This window comes from Streptomyces sp. NPDC051452 (genome assembly GCF_044454765.1).
Taxonomy (GTDB): domain Bacteria; phylum Actinomycetota; class Actinomycetes; order Streptomycetales; family Streptomycetaceae; genus Streptomyces.
This window is the reverse complement of sequence record NZ_JBITEB010000005.1, coordinates 120,288-135,667: the sequence shown is the minus strand read 5'-3', so window position 1 is coordinate 135,667 and position 15,380 is coordinate 120,288. Positions and strand designations below refer to the sequence as shown.

The 15,380-nt window shown below is 72.0% G+C and carries 11 protein-coding genes; 7 read left to right on the top strand and 4 right to left on the bottom strand.

Going from position 1 to position 15,380, the window contains the following annotated elements; genetic code table 11:
* On the top strand, positions 1 to 828 hold the full coding sequence (locus tag ACIBA9_RS15525) for a hypothetical protein (protein ID WP_399363186.1): 828 nt from the start codon (positions 1 to 3) through the stop codon (positions 826 to 828).
* 75 nt (positions 829 to 903) lie between these two features.
* Here ACIBA9_RS15525 and ACIBA9_RS15520 read toward each other — a convergent pair whose 3' ends face one another.
* Together ACIBA9_RS15520 and ACIBA9_RS15515 are read right to left on the bottom strand one after the other, a co-directional pair.
* Complete coding sequence (locus ACIBA9_RS15520; RefSeq protein WP_399363184.1) at positions 904 to 4,218, bottom strand: S8 family serine peptidase; 3,315 nt, start codon at positions 4,216 to 4,218, stop codon at positions 904 to 906.
* Between the two features lie 152 nt (positions 4,219 to 4,370).
* Entirely contained in the window at positions 4,371 to 4,913 is a 543-nt protein-coding gene (locus ACIBA9_RS15515; protein WP_399363181.1) for a CGNR zinc finger domain-containing protein, read from the bottom strand.
* Between the two features lie 139 nt (positions 4,914 to 5,052).
* Between ACIBA9_RS15515 and ACIBA9_RS15510 the strand changes: the two genes are divergently transcribed.
* From ACIBA9_RS15510 to ACIBA9_RS15490, 5 genes are all read left to right on the top strand, one after another.
* A complete protein-coding gene (locus tag ACIBA9_RS15510; protein WP_399363180.1) occupies positions 5,053 to 5,520 on the top strand; it encodes an NUDIX hydrolase in 468 nt (155 codons plus the stop codon).
* Between the two features lie 211 nt (positions 5,521 to 5,731).
* On the top strand, positions 5,732 to 7,477 hold the full coding sequence (locus ACIBA9_RS15505) for a TIGR03767 family metallophosphoesterase (RefSeq protein ID WP_399363177.1): 1,746 nt from the start codon (positions 5,732 to 5,734) through the stop codon (positions 7,475 to 7,477).
* Between the two features lie 95 nt (positions 7,478 to 7,572).
* Complete coding sequence (locus tag ACIBA9_RS15500; RefSeq protein ID WP_399363175.1) at positions 7,573 to 8,715, top strand: serine hydrolase domain-containing protein; 1,143 nt, start codon at positions 7,573 to 7,575, stop codon at positions 8,713 to 8,715.
* 141 nt (positions 8,716 to 8,856) lie between these two features.
* A complete protein-coding gene (locus tag ACIBA9_RS15495; RefSeq protein WP_399363613.1) occupies positions 8,857 to 10,059 on the top strand; it encodes a glycosyltransferase in 1,203 nt (400 codons plus the stop codon).
* A 47-nt stretch (positions 10,060 to 10,106) separates the two neighbouring features.
* Complete coding sequence (locus tag ACIBA9_RS15490; protein WP_399363172.1) at positions 10,107 to 10,610, top strand: DinB family protein; 504 nt, start codon at positions 10,107 to 10,109, stop codon at positions 10,608 to 10,610.
* A 64-nt stretch (positions 10,611 to 10,674) separates the two neighbouring features.
* Here ACIBA9_RS15490 and ACIBA9_RS15485 read toward each other — a convergent pair whose 3' ends face one another.
* The gene (locus ACIBA9_RS15485) at positions 10,675 to 11,712 is read right to left on the bottom strand and encodes a hypothetical protein (RefSeq protein ID WP_399363170.1); all 1,038 of its coding nucleotides are present in this window, start codon (positions 11,710 to 11,712) and stop codon (positions 10,675 to 10,677) included.
* Between the two features lie 207 nt (positions 11,713 to 11,919).
* Positions 11,920 to 14,502 (bottom strand): aminopeptidase N, encoded by a 2,583-nt coding sequence (gene pepN, locus ACIBA9_RS15480; RefSeq protein ID WP_399363167.1) that lies wholly within the window; start codon positions 14,500 to 14,502, stop codon positions 11,920 to 11,922.
* 138 nt (positions 14,503 to 14,640) lie between these two features.
* On the opposite strand from pepN, the gene ACIBA9_RS15475 reads away from it, so the two are divergent.
* Positions 14,641 to 15,303 (top strand): DsbA family protein, encoded by a 663-nt coding sequence (locus tag ACIBA9_RS15475; protein ID WP_399363164.1) that lies wholly within the window; start codon positions 14,641 to 14,643, stop codon positions 15,301 to 15,303.
* Positions 15,304 to 15,380 lie beyond the last annotated feature (77 nt).

The following is a 15,380-nucleotide window of genomic DNA, read 5'->3' as shown; positions in this document are numbered from 1 at the left end:
ATGACCGCCGAGCACGAGGACGCGGACCGCGTGTCCTACGACGGCACGGACGCCCTGATGGCGGCGATCACCGGTACCCCCCTGCCACCGGAGGCCCGCCGCGACGCGTCCTTCCGCGCCGAGCACCGCGCGGCCGAGGCCGACCTGGCGGTGCTGAGAACCCAGCTCACCCGGCTGGCCGAGACCCTCACCGCAGACCCGTCACCGGGGACCGACACGAACCCGGCCGGGGGACACGCCGTGCCGGCCGGGAAGCGGGGTGCTCGGGGCGGCGCCCGCGTAGGCACGCGTTCCGTCCGCGGGGGGCGGCCCTCGCATGCGGGGCGGCGGGCCGTGGTCGGATCGCTCGCCGGGGTCGCCGTCTGCTCCCTGGTCGTCGGGTTCGGGTGGCTGCTGACGCACTCCGCCGGAGACGCGACGATGAGCGGGGGAGCCGGAGCCGACGGGGCGAAGGGCGCCGCGGACGCCCCGGCCGGGGTGCCCGGTGACGCCGGTCGGCCCTCCGACCCGGGGCGCGAGCTGGCCTGCTCCCGGCTGGTGGTGGAGGGCACCGTGGCGAGGGTGGCCCGGCGCCAAGGCTCACCGGAGACTCGGATCACCCTCACCGTGACCCGCTCCTACCGGCCCGCGCGCGGCCCGGCCGAGGTCACCTTCCTCCTCGGCGCCGCCGCGCGGCCGGCACCGCGCGCCGGGCAGCATGTGCTGGTGCGGATCGGCCGGGGCGAGGGTTACGCGAACCGGTGGACCGTGGGCGATCGAGGGGTCGCCGCCGCTCGCGCCTGGATCACCGAGGCCCTGCCGGCCTCCGCGCACCTCACCTGCCCCTGAGCCCCCGGGTACGGCGAAGGGGCGGGCGTCCGCCAGGACACCCGCCCCTTCGCTTCAGTGGACCGGGTCACCCCGTCACGGCGTGACCTTCTCGATCTTCACGCTGCCGGTGCCGGCCACCGTGCCACGGGCGTTCACCAGCTGGACCCGGCCGAAGAACTCACGGCCGGCCGGCGCCTCCGCCGCGGCCGTGACCTGCCCGGAGACCGTCGCCGAGGCTCCCGTGTCGAGCTTGACCGGGGCCGAGCCGTCGACCGTGACGCTGCCGAGCGCGGCGGAGAAGAACACGTCCCGGTAGTCGTAGTCGGTGGAACCGGAGGGCACCGAGTACCCCACGACCTGGACGGTGTAGGTCCCGGCGGCCGGGGACGGCAGCGAGACCGCCTCCTCCGAGTCACCGTCGGCGGACTGCCCGACCTGCTTGCCGTTCGCGTCGTACACGGTCAGGTCCAGGTCGGCCGCCGCGTCCGAGACGCCCCCGATGGCGACGTCGAGCGACGTGGCACCGGCCGGGACGACCACCGTGGTGGTCCGCGTCTCACCCTGCCTGATCGCCGGGCGGGTCGTCTCGGAGGAGCCGAGCGGGCCGCCGACGAGCTTGCCGTCCAGGGCCGCGTAGGAATTGGTCACCTTCCAGGAGGCGGTGACCGGCGTGCCGACCCTCGCCTCGGGGACGGTCACGGTCTGCGGGTCGAACGCGGCGCCGAGGACGGACACGTCGAGCCGGTAGGGGTTGTCGAGCAGCGGCGAGGTGCGCCGGGACTCGACCTCGACCTCCCAGACACCGGGCTGCGGGTCGGCGTACGCGCGCACGTCGGGCTTGCAGCCGTTGCCGTCCAGGTAGTTCGGGTAGCAGTACGGGGTGCCGGTCTTGTCGACCGGGGTGCCGTACGGGTGGATGGCGATGAACCGGGTCTGGCTCTTGTCCTTCAGCCCGCCGAGGGCGACCTCGAGGGACCTGGCGCCCTCGGGCACGGTCAGGAAGTACGAGCGCGTGCTGTTGCGCTGCACCGAACCGGAGACCGAGTAGGTGTCGCGCACCGGCGAGGCGACCACCACGGTGGACAGGACCTGCTTGTCGACACCCTCCGTCCTCGGGTCGTCGACCTCGAGGATCGCGCTCTTGATGCCCGCGGACCGCGGCGCCGCCTGCACCTTGACGGTCACCGGCTGGTTCAGCGGCAGCCGCACCACGTCGTCGCCGAGGATCCGGAACGTGTGCTCCGGGTCGTTCTCGAAGTACAGCTCGTGCCGGACGGCCTTGTCCGGCCCGGAGGTCCGGGTGACGGTGACGTCGTACGTCTTCTTCTGGCCGGCCTTCAGGCCGCCCTCGCGGTCGTAGAGTCCGGTGCCGAAGCCGGGGGTCTTCAGGGCGTCGTCGATCGCGGTGTCGACGGGGGCCTTCACGGTGTAGTCGTGGGCCGAGGCACCCTCACGGACCGCGTCCCACGCGTCCACGACGTTGATCAGGCCCGCGCCCTCCTCGTACGCCTGCACACCCTTGATGTGGTCGGCGGTGGAGGTCAGGGCCGTGCGCAGGGTGGCGGGCGTCAGATCGATGCCCTTCTGCTTCGCGGCCGACAGCAGCAGCGCGGAGGCGCCGGTGGCCTGCGGGGACGCCATCGAGGTGCCCTGGAGCATCGAATAGCCGGCCGGCAGCGCGTAGCCCGCCTCGGCGACCGGCGAACCGGGCAGCCAGGTCTGGGTGGTGTTGATCGCGGCGCCGGGCGCGCTCAGGGTCGGCGTGAATCCGCCGTCCTCGCGCGGGCCGCGCGAGGAGAAGGGCATCATCGCGTACTTGGCCGCCACGACCGAGCCGTAGTTGGCGGCCCAGGTCTCCTTGGAGATGGTCGCGCCGACCGAGATCACCTTGTCGGCGAGTCCGGGGTCACCGATGGTGTTCGCGCCGGGACCCTCGTTGCCCGCGGAGATGACCAGCTGGACGCCGTAGGTGTCGATGAGCCGGGTGTACAGCTCGGCGCGCGCGTTGTTGCCGTCGTTCAGCGCCGGCAGCCCGCCGATCGACATGTTGACGATGTCGACGCCGCGGTTGGTGACGAGGTCGATCATGCCCTCGGTGAGCGCGACGTTGGTGCAGCCGCCGCTCCAGGTGCAGGCCCGCGAGGAGACGATCTTCGCGCCGGGGGCGGCGCCGTTCATCTTCCCGCCGAACAGGCCGTTGGCGGCGGTGATGCCGGCGACGTGGGTGCCGTGCTCGGACTCGATGACGCCGATGTTGACGAAGTCGGCCTTCTTGTCGACCCAGTCGCCGCCGTACGGGTCGGTGGGCACGTCCTTGCGGATCTGGACGACGAACGGCTGCCGCTCCACGACGTCGGTCTTCGGGTCGTCGGTGCCGAAGTACCCGATCTGGTAGCCGTCCTTGTACGGCTTCATCGGCGTGTCGTCGGTGAAGTCGAAGTCGTTGTCCAGGTCGACGCGGACCGTGCCGGCGACCGGGTCGTAGAGGATGCCCCAGGCGTCGGTGGTGTCGCCGTCCCGGTTGGCGTCGCCCTTGGCGTCACCGCCGGCCGTCGCGGACTCGCGGAACAGGCTGACCTGGTAGTCGCCCGCCGGGGCCTTCCAGGTCGTGCCGCCGTAGCTGAACGAGGGGCCGCTGACCGGGTTGGTCATCCGCCGCCAGGTGCCGTCGTTGTCCAGGATCGGGTCCGTCGCGGTCACCCAGTCGACGATCTTGCGCTCGCCGGTGCTGGTCCTGCTCAGCGCCGGGTGGCCGAGGTCGACGCCGGAGTCGAGGATGCCGATGGTGACGCCGCGGCCGTCCGCCTTCGGGTGCTCCTTGACGAAGTCGACGGCACCGGTCTCGAAGGACGGGTTGTACGGGTTCTCCGCCGGGGTGTCGCGGCCCGGTCCGGTGGGGCCGCCCTTGGCCGGGTGGGATCCGGTGGCGCGCGAGGCGGCGGTGTCCGCGTCCGGCGTCGGGTCGTCGAGCGCGATCTCCTGCTTGAGGTCGATGGCGTGCACCGAGGAGAGTGCCGCCGCGGCCTTGATCGCGGCGTCCGCCCGGCCGGTGGGCACGGTGGCCCGGACATAGCCGACCTTGTCGTAACTGCGGCCCACGGAGCCGCCCTTGACCGCGTCGAGCTGCTCGGCGACCTGCTCGGTCCGTCCCGGGGCCGTCGCGATCATCATCGTGATGGTCTTGGCACCGTCGGCCTTGGCCTCGGCGAGCACCTGGGCGTCGTCCGGACCGAGCTTGTGCTGGGCGGACTTGCCGGGATCGGCGGCCGGGGCGGGCGGAGCGTCCGCGGCGAGGGCCAGAGGCACCAGCCCCGCCGCGGAGAGGGCGGCCACCACGCCCACGGCCACGGCTATGCGGGCCAGGCGTCTCGGGCCGGGTATGGGATCACGCTCGGGCGTGTGGGTCATCGGCATCCCTCAGGTAAGGAACGAGCGTACGAGAGCGCTCAGCCTTACCGAAGGGGCCCGAATTTGGGGACCGTTGACCTAATCGAGATGAACGTATGGGGAAAACCCGCGATGGATTTGTGTGGATCGGACGCCGATGGACCGGTATTCGCTCAGTTCTCCTTCGAACGGGCGTAGTGGCGGGACGCCTTCGCCCGGTTGCCGCAGGCCGCCATCGAGCACCAGCGGCGGGTGCCGTTGCGGGAGGTGTCGAAGAAGTGCAGGACGCAGTCGCCGCCGGCGCAGGAGCGGATCCGCTCCGGGGCCCGGTCCAGCAGGTCCAGGTAGTCGCGGGCGGCGAGCCAGGCCGGCCCCCAGGCCGGGTCGGCGAACTCGGGCTCCTCGGCCGGACCCGCGGCGGTCAGCCGGGCCCGGACGCGCCCGTGCTCCAGTACGGCGTCCACGAGCGGCGCCGCCTCGGCCGGCGTCCCGTCCACCGCGGCCCGCAGGGCGTCGCGGGCCTGGAGCAGATGGCGCAGGGTGTCCGCGTCGGCCGGGTGGGCCCCGGCCAGCCCGTTGCCCGCGAGCCAGGCGGCCAGCCCCTCGGTGTCGGCGAGCAGGTCCCGGGTGACCCCGTCCTCGGTCCACAGGGTGTTGAGCAGGTCGAGCGCGAGGGGCTCACCGGTGAGCGGGCGGGGATCGGGTGCGGCGGACATGGTCACTCCTCCTCGGCTAACCGCTCAAGCGTATGTGAGCGGTTGACTTTGTCCAGTCTAACCCCCTAATCTAAAAAATAGGGGTTAGGTTGCCGGGGTGTCCGCCGAGCCGCGTGACGCGGGGCGCTAACGTCCGGGCATGCGCCGGAACTTGAGGGTGGCGGCCTACGCCGTGTGCGTCCGTGACGGACAGCTCCTGCTCGCCCGCTCGCCGGGGTCCGACGGGACCGATGAATGGGTGCTGCCGGGAGGCGGCATGGAGCACGGCGAGGACCCCTACGACACCGTCCGCCGCGAGGTCACCGAGGAGACCGGCTACCGCATCGAGGTGACCGGCCTGCTCGGCGTGGACTCCCGGCGCCACATACGACGCCGGCGCCTGTGGCGGGAGACCGACCACCACGCGCTGCGCCTGGTCTACGAGGGGAGGGTCGTCGGCGGCGAACTGCGCCACGAGGTCGGCGGATCCACGGACTTCGCCGCCTGGCAGGACCTGGCCGCCGTACCCGCCCTCACCCGCGTCCCGCTGGTCGACGTGGCCCTGCGGCTGTGGCGCGAACGCCCGGCCGACGGGCGCCCCACCGCCCCCCGCTACCCCGGAAGATGAACGAGGAGTGACCGCCCCCGGGCCACCGGCAATCCACTCCATGGCCGCGCCCGGCGCCGCGAGATCCACGTAGAGTGATCGGCGCCGCGCGTTGCCGCCGCGTTCACGCGCAGGTCATCCCCACTGCCAAGCATCCAGGGTGAGCGGGGCGTTCGCGTCTTCGACGGCCCGCGACCACTGCCGACGCGTTCGCACTCGGGGAGATCGCGCCATGTCGCGCACACGCTCTGTCACCAACTCCGCTCTCAATCGCCGTACCCTTCTCGCCGCCGCCGGAGCGGTCTCGCTCTCCGCGGGAGTCGGCTACGCCCTGCGCCCCACCGACAGCCAGGCCGCCACCGCCGCCGAGGAGCCCGTCGCCCACGCGGGACAGGCCTCCGCCGCGGCGCCGGCCGCCCCCTACACCAAGGGCACGACGCTCGCCTCCGTCGCCACCCCGCACGGGAGTTCCGGCTACCGCCGGCTCGGCGACGGCCCCGGCTGGAAGCGGGTCGTACGCGGCGAACTGGCCACGCCGAGGTCCGGCCGCGCGAACCGCCGCGAGTCCCTCGCCGCGTTCGTCCAGTTCACTGACATGCACCTGACGGACGTGCAGCACCCCCTGCGCGTCGAGTTCGTCCGGGCCGCCGACCCGCACGCCTGGCGCCCGCAGGAGGCGCTGACCGTGCAGGGCGCCATCTCGCTCGTCGAGCGGGTCAACTCGCTGCGCGGCGGCCCCGTCACCGGCGCCCCGCTCCACTTCGTCATGACCACCGGGGACAACACCGACAACAACGCCCGGTGTGAGCTGGAGTGGTACATGAAGGTGATGAGCGGCGGCCGCATCACCCCCGACACCGGTGACCCGCGGCACTACGAGGGCGTCCAGAACAGCGGCCTGAAGCTGTACTGGCAGCCCGACGCCGCCCTGCGCGACAACGACAAGGCGGTCGGCTTCCCGCAGCTGAAGGGCTTCCTGGCCGCCGCCGTCCGGGAGGTGCGCAGCCCCGGCCTCAAGCTGCCCTGGTACTCCACCGTCGGCAACCACGACACCCTCCAGCTCGGTGTCTACGGCTCCCACGGCGACTCCTACCTCGCCGAGGCGGCCATCGGCGGAAAGAAGCTGATGACCGCGACCGCCGCCGAGGCGAGGAAGTTCCGGGACACCAACAAGAACGCCCAGGACCCGACGGGCGCCGGCTACCACGCCTTCCTCAAGGCCCACACGCGCGCCATGCGCTCGGTCACCCCGGACGAGAAGCGCGCCCCCTTCACGCCCGCCGACTACCTCAAGGCCCACCTGGACCCGGCCTACCAGGGCGTCGGCCCGGTCGGCCACGGCTACTCCTCGGCGAACCTCGACGCCGGCACCCGGTACTACTCCTTCCGGATCTCCGCCGACGTGATCGGGATCAGCCTCGACACCAACGACCCCGGCGGCCACTTCGAGGGCTCCATCGGCACCGCGCAGCTGAAGTGGCTGGACAGGACGCTGAAGGACAACAAGGACTCCTACGCCGTCGTCTTCAGCCACCACACCAGCAAGACGATGACCAACACCCGGCCCGACCCGGCCCGCCCCGGCGAGCGCCGGCACGGCGGTGACGAGGTGGTGGCCCTCCTCGCCCGGCACGACAACGTGCTCGCGTGGGTGAACGGCCACGTCCACAAGAACATCATCACCCCGCACAAGTCCTCGGGCGGCCGCTCCTTCTGGGAGATCTCCACCGCCTCCCACATCGACTACCCCCAGCTCGCTCGCATCGTCGAGCTGGTCGACAACAAGGACGGCACGCTCTCCGTCTTCACCACCCTCGTCGAGTCCGCCGCCCCGCACCGCACCGACTTCACCGACCTCTCCCAGACCGGCCTGGCGGCCCTGTACCGCGAGCTGTCCTACAACGCCCCCGGCGCCAACAAGGCGTTCGCGGGCAAGGCGGCCGACCGCAACACCGAACTGGTGCTGAAGAAGGGCTGAAAGCCGCTCAACCCGCGCACACCCAGGCAACCTTCGCGCAACGCTCCCGGGTCACTTCCCCCGACCGCACGACACACCACGGGTTGGGGGAAGAGATGCGAGTACGTACGACTCTGGTGGGCGCCACCGCCCTGCTGCTCACGGCCGCCGTGGCGGGTCCGGCCGTAGCGGCGGCCGGACCCGCCACGGCGGGCCGCGGCCACGAGGCCACCCGCGAGGCCGTCGAGGCGGTGGTGGCGGCCGGGGTGCCCGGGGTGACCGCCACCGCGAAGGACGCCCACGGCACCTGGTCCACGACGGCGGGCGTCGGCGACCTGCGCACGGGCGGGCCCAGGACGCCCGACGACCGCTACCGCGTCGGCAGCATCACCAAGACCTTCGTGGCGACGGTCCTCCTCCAGCTGGAGGCGGAGGGCCGGCTCTCCCTGGACGACAGCGTCGAGACCTGGCTGCCCGGCCTCGTGCGCGGCCACGGCCACGACGGCCGGCGCATCACCGTGCGCCAACTGGTCAACCACACCAGCGGGATCTTCGACTACACCACCGACGACGACTTCGCCCGCACCTACTTCCTCAAGGACGGGTTCTTCCGGCACCGCTACGACACCCTCACCCCGGACGACCTGGTGCGCATCGCCCTGAAGCACAAGCCGGACTTCGCCCCGGGCACGTCCTGGAGCTACTCCAACACCAACTACGTCCTGGCCGGCATGGTCATCCAGAAGGTCACCGGCCACTCGTACGCCACCGAGATCCGGCGCCGCGTCATCGACCCGCTGCGGCTGCGGGCCACCTCGCTGCCCGGCACCCGGGTCACCGTGCCGCGACCGAGCGTCCGGGCCTACTCCAAGCTCGCCGCCGCCATGACCGGCCCCACCTACGACGTCACCACCCTCAACCCCTCCCTCGCCTCCTCGGCCGGTGAGATGATCTCGGACTCCGCCGACCTGGACCGCTTCTACAGCGCGCTGCTGCGCGGAAAGCTGTTGCCGGCCCGGCAGCTGAAGGAGATGAAGACCACGGTGAAGGTCACCGGCGTGCCCGGCGCCGGCTACGGGCTCGGCCTCATCGACCGCGAGCTGACCTGCGGCGTGCACGTCTGGGGCCACGACGGGGGCATCCACGGCTCCACGTCCGTGGCGGTGACGACAGCCGACGGCCGCCACTCGCTGGCCCTCAATCTGAACGGCGACTGGGCGGGGGACACGGACGCGGTGATCGCCGGGGAATTCTGCTAGCCGACGTTTCATTCGCGTAGTTCTGCGTTCACACGTACGTAATGTCCGTACCGCCTCATATCGGCTAACCCGCTCTTCACGGGGATGGCTCGATTCTTATGCAAGGCGGGTGGTCGTGTGCGCACGAGGCGCGGTCTGCGGGTGCTGTCGGTCTACGAGGGGTTCTTCTCCGGAGGGGCCCGGATCCTGCACAGCGACGTCGTACGGGGGCTGGCCGAGGGTGGCCAGTCCCACCAGGTGCTCGGCATCCACAGTGAGGTCCATCGGGAGGCCACCAGGCAGCGGATGGAGGACGACCACTGCTACCGGGCGCTGACGGCCGACGGCGTCCCCGTCACCTCGCTCGGCCGCAGCGCCGGGCTGGTCGAGGGCGCCGTCGCGGCGAACGTTTTCAGCGGACCCGAGCTGGCCGAAACCGCACGGTCCATGGCGGGGGCGGACGTGATCCTCTCCCTGAAGGAACAGCCGCTGGCCCTGCTGAACCAGCGTGGTCTGCCCCGCCGCCCGGTCGTGGTCTGCCTGCACCGCTCCGACCCGGAGAACCAGGGGCCCGCCCTGGACGCGCTGAAGACCGCGATCGCCGACGGCACGGTGGCCGCGTGCGTGTGCTGCGCCGAGTCCACCCGGGCGGCGTACGAGGCGGCGGGCGTCCCGCGCGAGCTGCTGCACGTCATCCCCAACGGCGTGGACCTGCTCCGCTTCCGCCCGGACCCCGTGGCGCGCCGCGCCGTGCGGGCCGCGCTGGGCATCGCGGACTCCGCCCCGGTGATCGTCTTCGCGGCCCGCTACGCCCCGATGAAGAACGTCCCGCTCCTCCTGCGGGCGGCCCGGGCCTGGCTGTCCCGCGAGAGTGGCGGGCACGTGCTGATGTGCGGCGCCGGGATGACCCCGGGCAACTCCGCCCTGCGGGCCGACCTGGAGGTCGCCTTCGCCGGGGAGCCGGGACTCGCCGACCGGGTGCGTCCGCTCGGTGTCCGGCACGACATGGAGGCCCTCTACGCCGCCGCCGATGTCGTCGCCCTCACCTCCGGCTCCGGCGAGGCGGCCCCGCTGTGTCTGATCGAGGGCATGATGTGCGGCGCGGTCCCGGTCACCACGGACGTCGGTGACAGCGCGGAGATCGTCGCCGGCCACGGCTTCGTCACCCCGTCGGACCCGGATGCCATCGCGTCGGCCTGGTCGGCGGCGGTCGCGGGCCGCGCGGAACTGGCACCCGCTCTGCGGCGCAGCCGTGAGCGCTTCAGCCGCACCCGAATGATCGCCGCGTACGCCACGCTGCTCGACGGCGTGCACACCTCGCACCTGGCCCGCACCGACGCCTACGGCGGGCAGGGCGCCCTCTGATCAATTCGGTTGCCGGACGAGCGTGCGATGGGCGAGGGTTCCCCGCGATGAAGAGAACCGATACGCCCTCCTCCTGGGACGAGCGCACACAGCTGACCACCTTCCTCGACTACGCCCGGGCCACCGCCCGCGCCAAGTGCGAGGGCGCGTCCCCGCAGGACGCCCGCCGGGCACCGCTGCCGGGCTCCCCGCTCATGACCCTGTGCGGCCTGATCAGCCATCTTCGCTGGGTGGAGTACTACTGGTTCCAGGTGGTCTTCCTCGGTGAGGAGGACCAGGGGCCGTGGACCGAGGAGGACCCCGACCGCGAGATGCGGATCGCGGTCGACGTCCCGCTGGAGCGGCTGCTCGCCGAGTACGAGGAGCAGAGCGCCCGCTACCGCGAGCTGGTCGCCGCCACCGGCCTGGACACCGCGGCCGAGCGGCCGATGCGCGACGGCCGCCACCCCGACCTGCGCTGGGTGCTGCTGCACCTCATCGAGGAGACCTCCCGGCACAACGGACACATCGACGTCGTACGGGAGTTGCTCGACGGGACCACCGGCGACTGACGCACGCGAGGAGGGGACCCGCGGGCCCCCTCCTCTCCCCTCCCGGCGCACCCACGGTCCGTTCCTACCGGGGGAGCACCACGACATACGCGGCCGGGTCGCGGTCGCCGGACGCCATCAGGGCCGTGCGCACCACCGCCGCCTGCTGTTCCATCGTGTCCCTGAGCTTCTTCGGCGTGATGTGGACGACCGTGATGCCCAGGCGCTCCAAGTGCTCGCGCTTGCGTGCGTACTCCGACCACAGGGCGTCCTCGTCCTGGCGCGGCGCGCGGGTGTCGAGCTCGACGGCGACGGCCTGGTCCGGCCAGTACGCGTCCAGGCCGCCGAGGTGCGGGCCGCCGGGCAGCCGCAGGTCGACGTTCCACACCGGGTCGGGCAGGCCGTACTCGCCGACCATCCGGTAGAGGCGGTCCTCGGCGATCGAGCGGCCCTCTGCCACCAGCGAGTCCACCGCGTCCACCACATGCGGCCGGTTCAGCAGCTTCGCATGGGTCAACTCCCGTACCACGGCGGCCGGTTCGCAGTGGCCGCCACGCACCGCCTCCGTCAGCAGCCGCCGTACCGTCTCCGCGTTTGTCAGGTCCGCCACCGCGTCCGCCACCGCCCGCGGCACCGGCGCCAGCGGCAGTCCCGACACCACCCGGGGCGTGGGCAGGGCGGAGGTGCGCAGCACCCGGACGTACCCCGTGGAGCGCAGCCGGCGCGTACGCGGCACCAGGACGTCGACGCGCTCCGCGGGCGGTGCCGGGGTGGCGGCGGAGAAGCCGTACACGGCCAGGGCCGCGAGGCCGGTGATCATCGTTTCCCGGTACAGCGGGCGGTGCGGGCTTCCGGCCGTGGGCTGGGGCGGGACGCCCGGCGCCACCTCGCGGGCCGCGTACAGCAGCGCCCCGTGCAGCCGCTCCTCGCTCGTCGGCCTGCCGGAGTGCAGCAGGACCACGTTCGGGAGCAGTTGACGCCAGGGGCCGTCGGGGCGGCACTGCTCGGTCAGTTCGGCCGCGGTGACGCCGTGGGCACGGAGCTGAGCCGCCGTCAGCACCCGGCGGTGGGCCTCGGAGAGGTGGCGGAGGGGGCGGGGGGAGAGCGGGGTGTTGTGCGTCATGGCGTCGAACTTCCCGCACCCGGCCCCACTCGTAACCGCTGTTACACGGTCGTCGATGAATGCGGACAAGACGGGACTAAAGGTCAGGTGTTCGGGTGCCGAGTAGGAACCGAAAACCCCTGGTCCGATCGGGTGCGGACCAGGGGTTACGGCTGTGTTTGACCGAATTTCGTAACGGTCACCGAGCGGGCAAGCTCAGGCCAAGGCTCATCGGTCGGCGGCCGCCGCGTCGCACTCCTGTGCGGCCAGCGCCCGCGCCAGGTCGTCCCGCGCCTCCAGCACCAGCCGGCGCAGCGCCGGCGCCGCGTCCTGATGCGCCGCGAGCCACACGTCCGTCGCCTCGAGCGTCTCCGGGCGGTCCTGGTACGAGGGGAACAGCCCGCGCACCACGTCCATGCCGATCTGGATCGACCGCTCCCGCCACACCCGCTCGATCGCCGCGAAGTACAACTGCGCGTACGGCGCGGTCAGCTCCCGCTGCGAAGGCTGGCGGAAGCCCAGGATCGTGGCCTCCACCAGGGCGTTCGACAGCGCGTCGGACTCCACCACCTGCGCCCACGCCTGCGCCTTGACCGCGGCCGACGGGCGGGCCGCCAGACAGCGCACGTGATGCCGCTTGCCGGAGGCGGTGTCGTCACGGGCCAGCTCGGCCGCCAGCGCCGGCTCATCGGCCACCCCGTGCGTGGCCAGCGGCTCCAGGAACGCCCAGCGCAGCTCCTGGTCCACCTCCAGACCGTCGAGCGTCACCGTCCCGTCCAGCAACTCCTGAAGCAGCCGCAGGTCCTGCTCGCCGCGGGCCACGTCCGCGAAGAAGCGCGCCCACGCCAGCTGCTGCTCGCTGCCCGGCGCGGCCGCCCGCAACTCCCGCAGCGCGCCCTCGGCCAGCAGCTCCCCGGCCCTGTCCCGCCAGGCCCGCGCCGTGTAGTGCACCAGCGCCGAGTTCGCCCAGGCGTGCAGCATCTGGAGCACCCCGATGTCCGACTCCCGGCCGGCGAACCGCAGCACGAGACCGATGAAGTCCCGCGCCGGCAGCAGCCCGTCCCGGGTCAGGTTCCACAGCGCCGACCAGCACAGCGCACGGGCCAGCGGATCGGTCAGCGCGCCCAGGTGCGCCCGCAGGGTCGCCATCGAGGTCGCGTCGAACCGGATCTTGCAGTAGGTCAGGTCGTCGTCGTTGACCAGCACCAGCTCCGGCGCCTCGGCACCCGCCAGTTCCGCCACGACCGTGCGCGGGCCGTCCACGTCCGTCTCCACGCGCGCGTACCGCTCCACCGCCCCCTCGGGGGTACGGCGGTACAGGCCGACCGCGACCCGGTGCGGGCGCAGCTCCGGGTGGGACGGCGGGGCCTCCTGGAGGATCGCCAGCTCGGCGATCCGGCCGCCCTCGGTGTCCAGCAGCACCTGCGGCGTCAGCGAGTTCACCCCGGCCGTCTGCAGCCAGGCGCGGGCCCACACGGTCATGTCCCGGCCGCTGGTCTCGGCCAGCACCGACAGCAGGTCGCCCAGGCGGGTGTTGCCGTAGGCGTTGCGCTTGAAGTACCGGCGGGCACCCTCCAGGAACGCGTCCTGGCCGACGTAGGCCACCAGCTGCTTGAGCACGGAGGCGCCCTTGGCGTAGGTGATGCCGTCGAAGTTCAGCTTGGCGTCCTCCAGGTCACGGATGTCCGCCGTGATCGGGTGCGTGGACGGCAGCTGGTCCGCGCGGTACGCCCAGGCCTTGCGGCGGTTGGCGAAGGTGATCCAGGCATCGGTGAAACGGGTCGCGCCGACGTTCGCGAACGTGCCCATGAAGTCGGCGAAGGACTCCTTCAGCCACAGGTCGTCCCACCACTCCATGGTGACCAGGTCGCCGAACCACATGTGCGCCATCTCGTGCAGGATGACGTTGGCCCGCGCCTCGTACGACGCCCGCGTCACCTTCCCGCGGAAGATGTACTCCTCGCGGAAGGTCACCAGGCCCGGGTTCTCCATCGCGCCGAGGTTGTACTCCGGCACGAACGCCTGGTCGTACTTGCCGAACGGGTAGGGGTAGTCGAAGTGGTCGTGGAAGAAGTCCAGGCCCTGCTTGGTGACCAGGAAGATGTCGTCGGCGTCGAAGTGCGGGGCGAGGCCCTTGCGGCACATCGCGCCCAGCGGGATCTCCAGCTTCGACCCGTCCTCGAAGGTGCGGGAGTAGGAGTCGGTCACATAGTGGTAGGGGCCCGCCACCACACAGGTGATGTACGTCGAGATCGGCTTGGTCTCCGCGAACCGCCAGACGCCGTCGGCGAGTTCACCGGCCCCGTTGCTCCACGCCGTCCAGCCCTCGGGCACCCGCACCTCGAAGCGGTAGGGCGCCTTGAGGTCGGGCTGCTCGAAGTTGGCGAAGACCCGGCGGGCGTCGGCCGGCTCGTACTGCGTGTAGAGGTAGACCTCGCCGTCCTCGGGGTCGACGAAGCGGTGCAGGCCCTCGCCGGTGCGCGAGTAGGCGCACCGGGCGTCGACCACCAGCACGTTCTCGGCGGCCAGGTCCTCCAGCGCGATCCGCGAGCCGTCGAAGACCTCTTCGGGGTCCAGGTCCCGGCCGTTGAGCGAGACCGAGGTGACGCCCGGGGCGATGAGGTCGGCGAAGGAGGCCGCGCCCGGCTCGGCGCAGCGGAAGCGGATCGTCGTCACCGAGCGGAAGGTGCGCGGCTCGTCGTCCCCGCCGCCCACGGCGGACCGCAGGTCCAGGGACACCTCGTACCCGTCGACGGACAGCAGCGCGGCCCGCTCCCGGGCCTCGTCGCGGGACAGATTCTCACCGGGCACGGGCGGCACTCCCTCGTGGTCGCGTCAATTGGCTGATCAGCACCGATCCTGCCATGCGCACCTGACAGGAGACAGCGGGGAATGCGTCCGGCAGGGAGGTCGTTGAAGGCGGAAAAGACCATTCCGCTGAGGAGAGCCATGTCCGCGACCGCCGCCTCGTCCGAGAAGACCCCTGTCGACTTCTGGTTCGACCCGCTGTGCCCCTGGGCCTGGATGACCTCCCGCTGGGTGCTGGAGGTGGCGAAGGTCCGCGACATCGAGGTCCGCTGGCACATCATGAGCATCGCCGTGCTCAACGAGAACCGGCTGGACGAGCTGCCCGAGGACTACCGGCAGATGCTCACCACCAAGGCGTGGAAGGCGGTGCGCGTGGTCACCGCGGCCTGGCAGAAGCACGGCGACGACGTCCTCGGCCCGCTCTACACCGCGCTGGGCACCCGCTTCCACAACAACGACGAGGGCGTCACCCTGGAGGCCATCGCCGGCGCGCTCGCGGACGCCGGCCTGCCCGCCGAGCTGGTCGAGTACGCCGATCAGGAGGACTTCGAGTTCGACGCCGAGCTGCGCGCCTCCCACAAGGAGGGCATCGAGAAGGTGGGCCAGGACGTCGGCACCCCGGTCATCGCGGTCCCGGGCCCCGACGGCGAACAGATCGCCTTCTTCGGCCCGGTCGTCACCCCCGCCCCTCAGGGCGAGGACGCGGTCCGGCTGTGGGACGGCACCCTGGCGGTCGCCTCGGTGCCGGGCTTCTACGAGATCAAGCGGACCCGCACCAAGGGCCCCGACTTCGCCAACCTGTAGGCCCCGGCGTGGAGGACCCCCGCGAGTCATGTCCTCGCGGGGGTCCTCTTTCATCCGCCCGCCGACGTGAAGGGTGA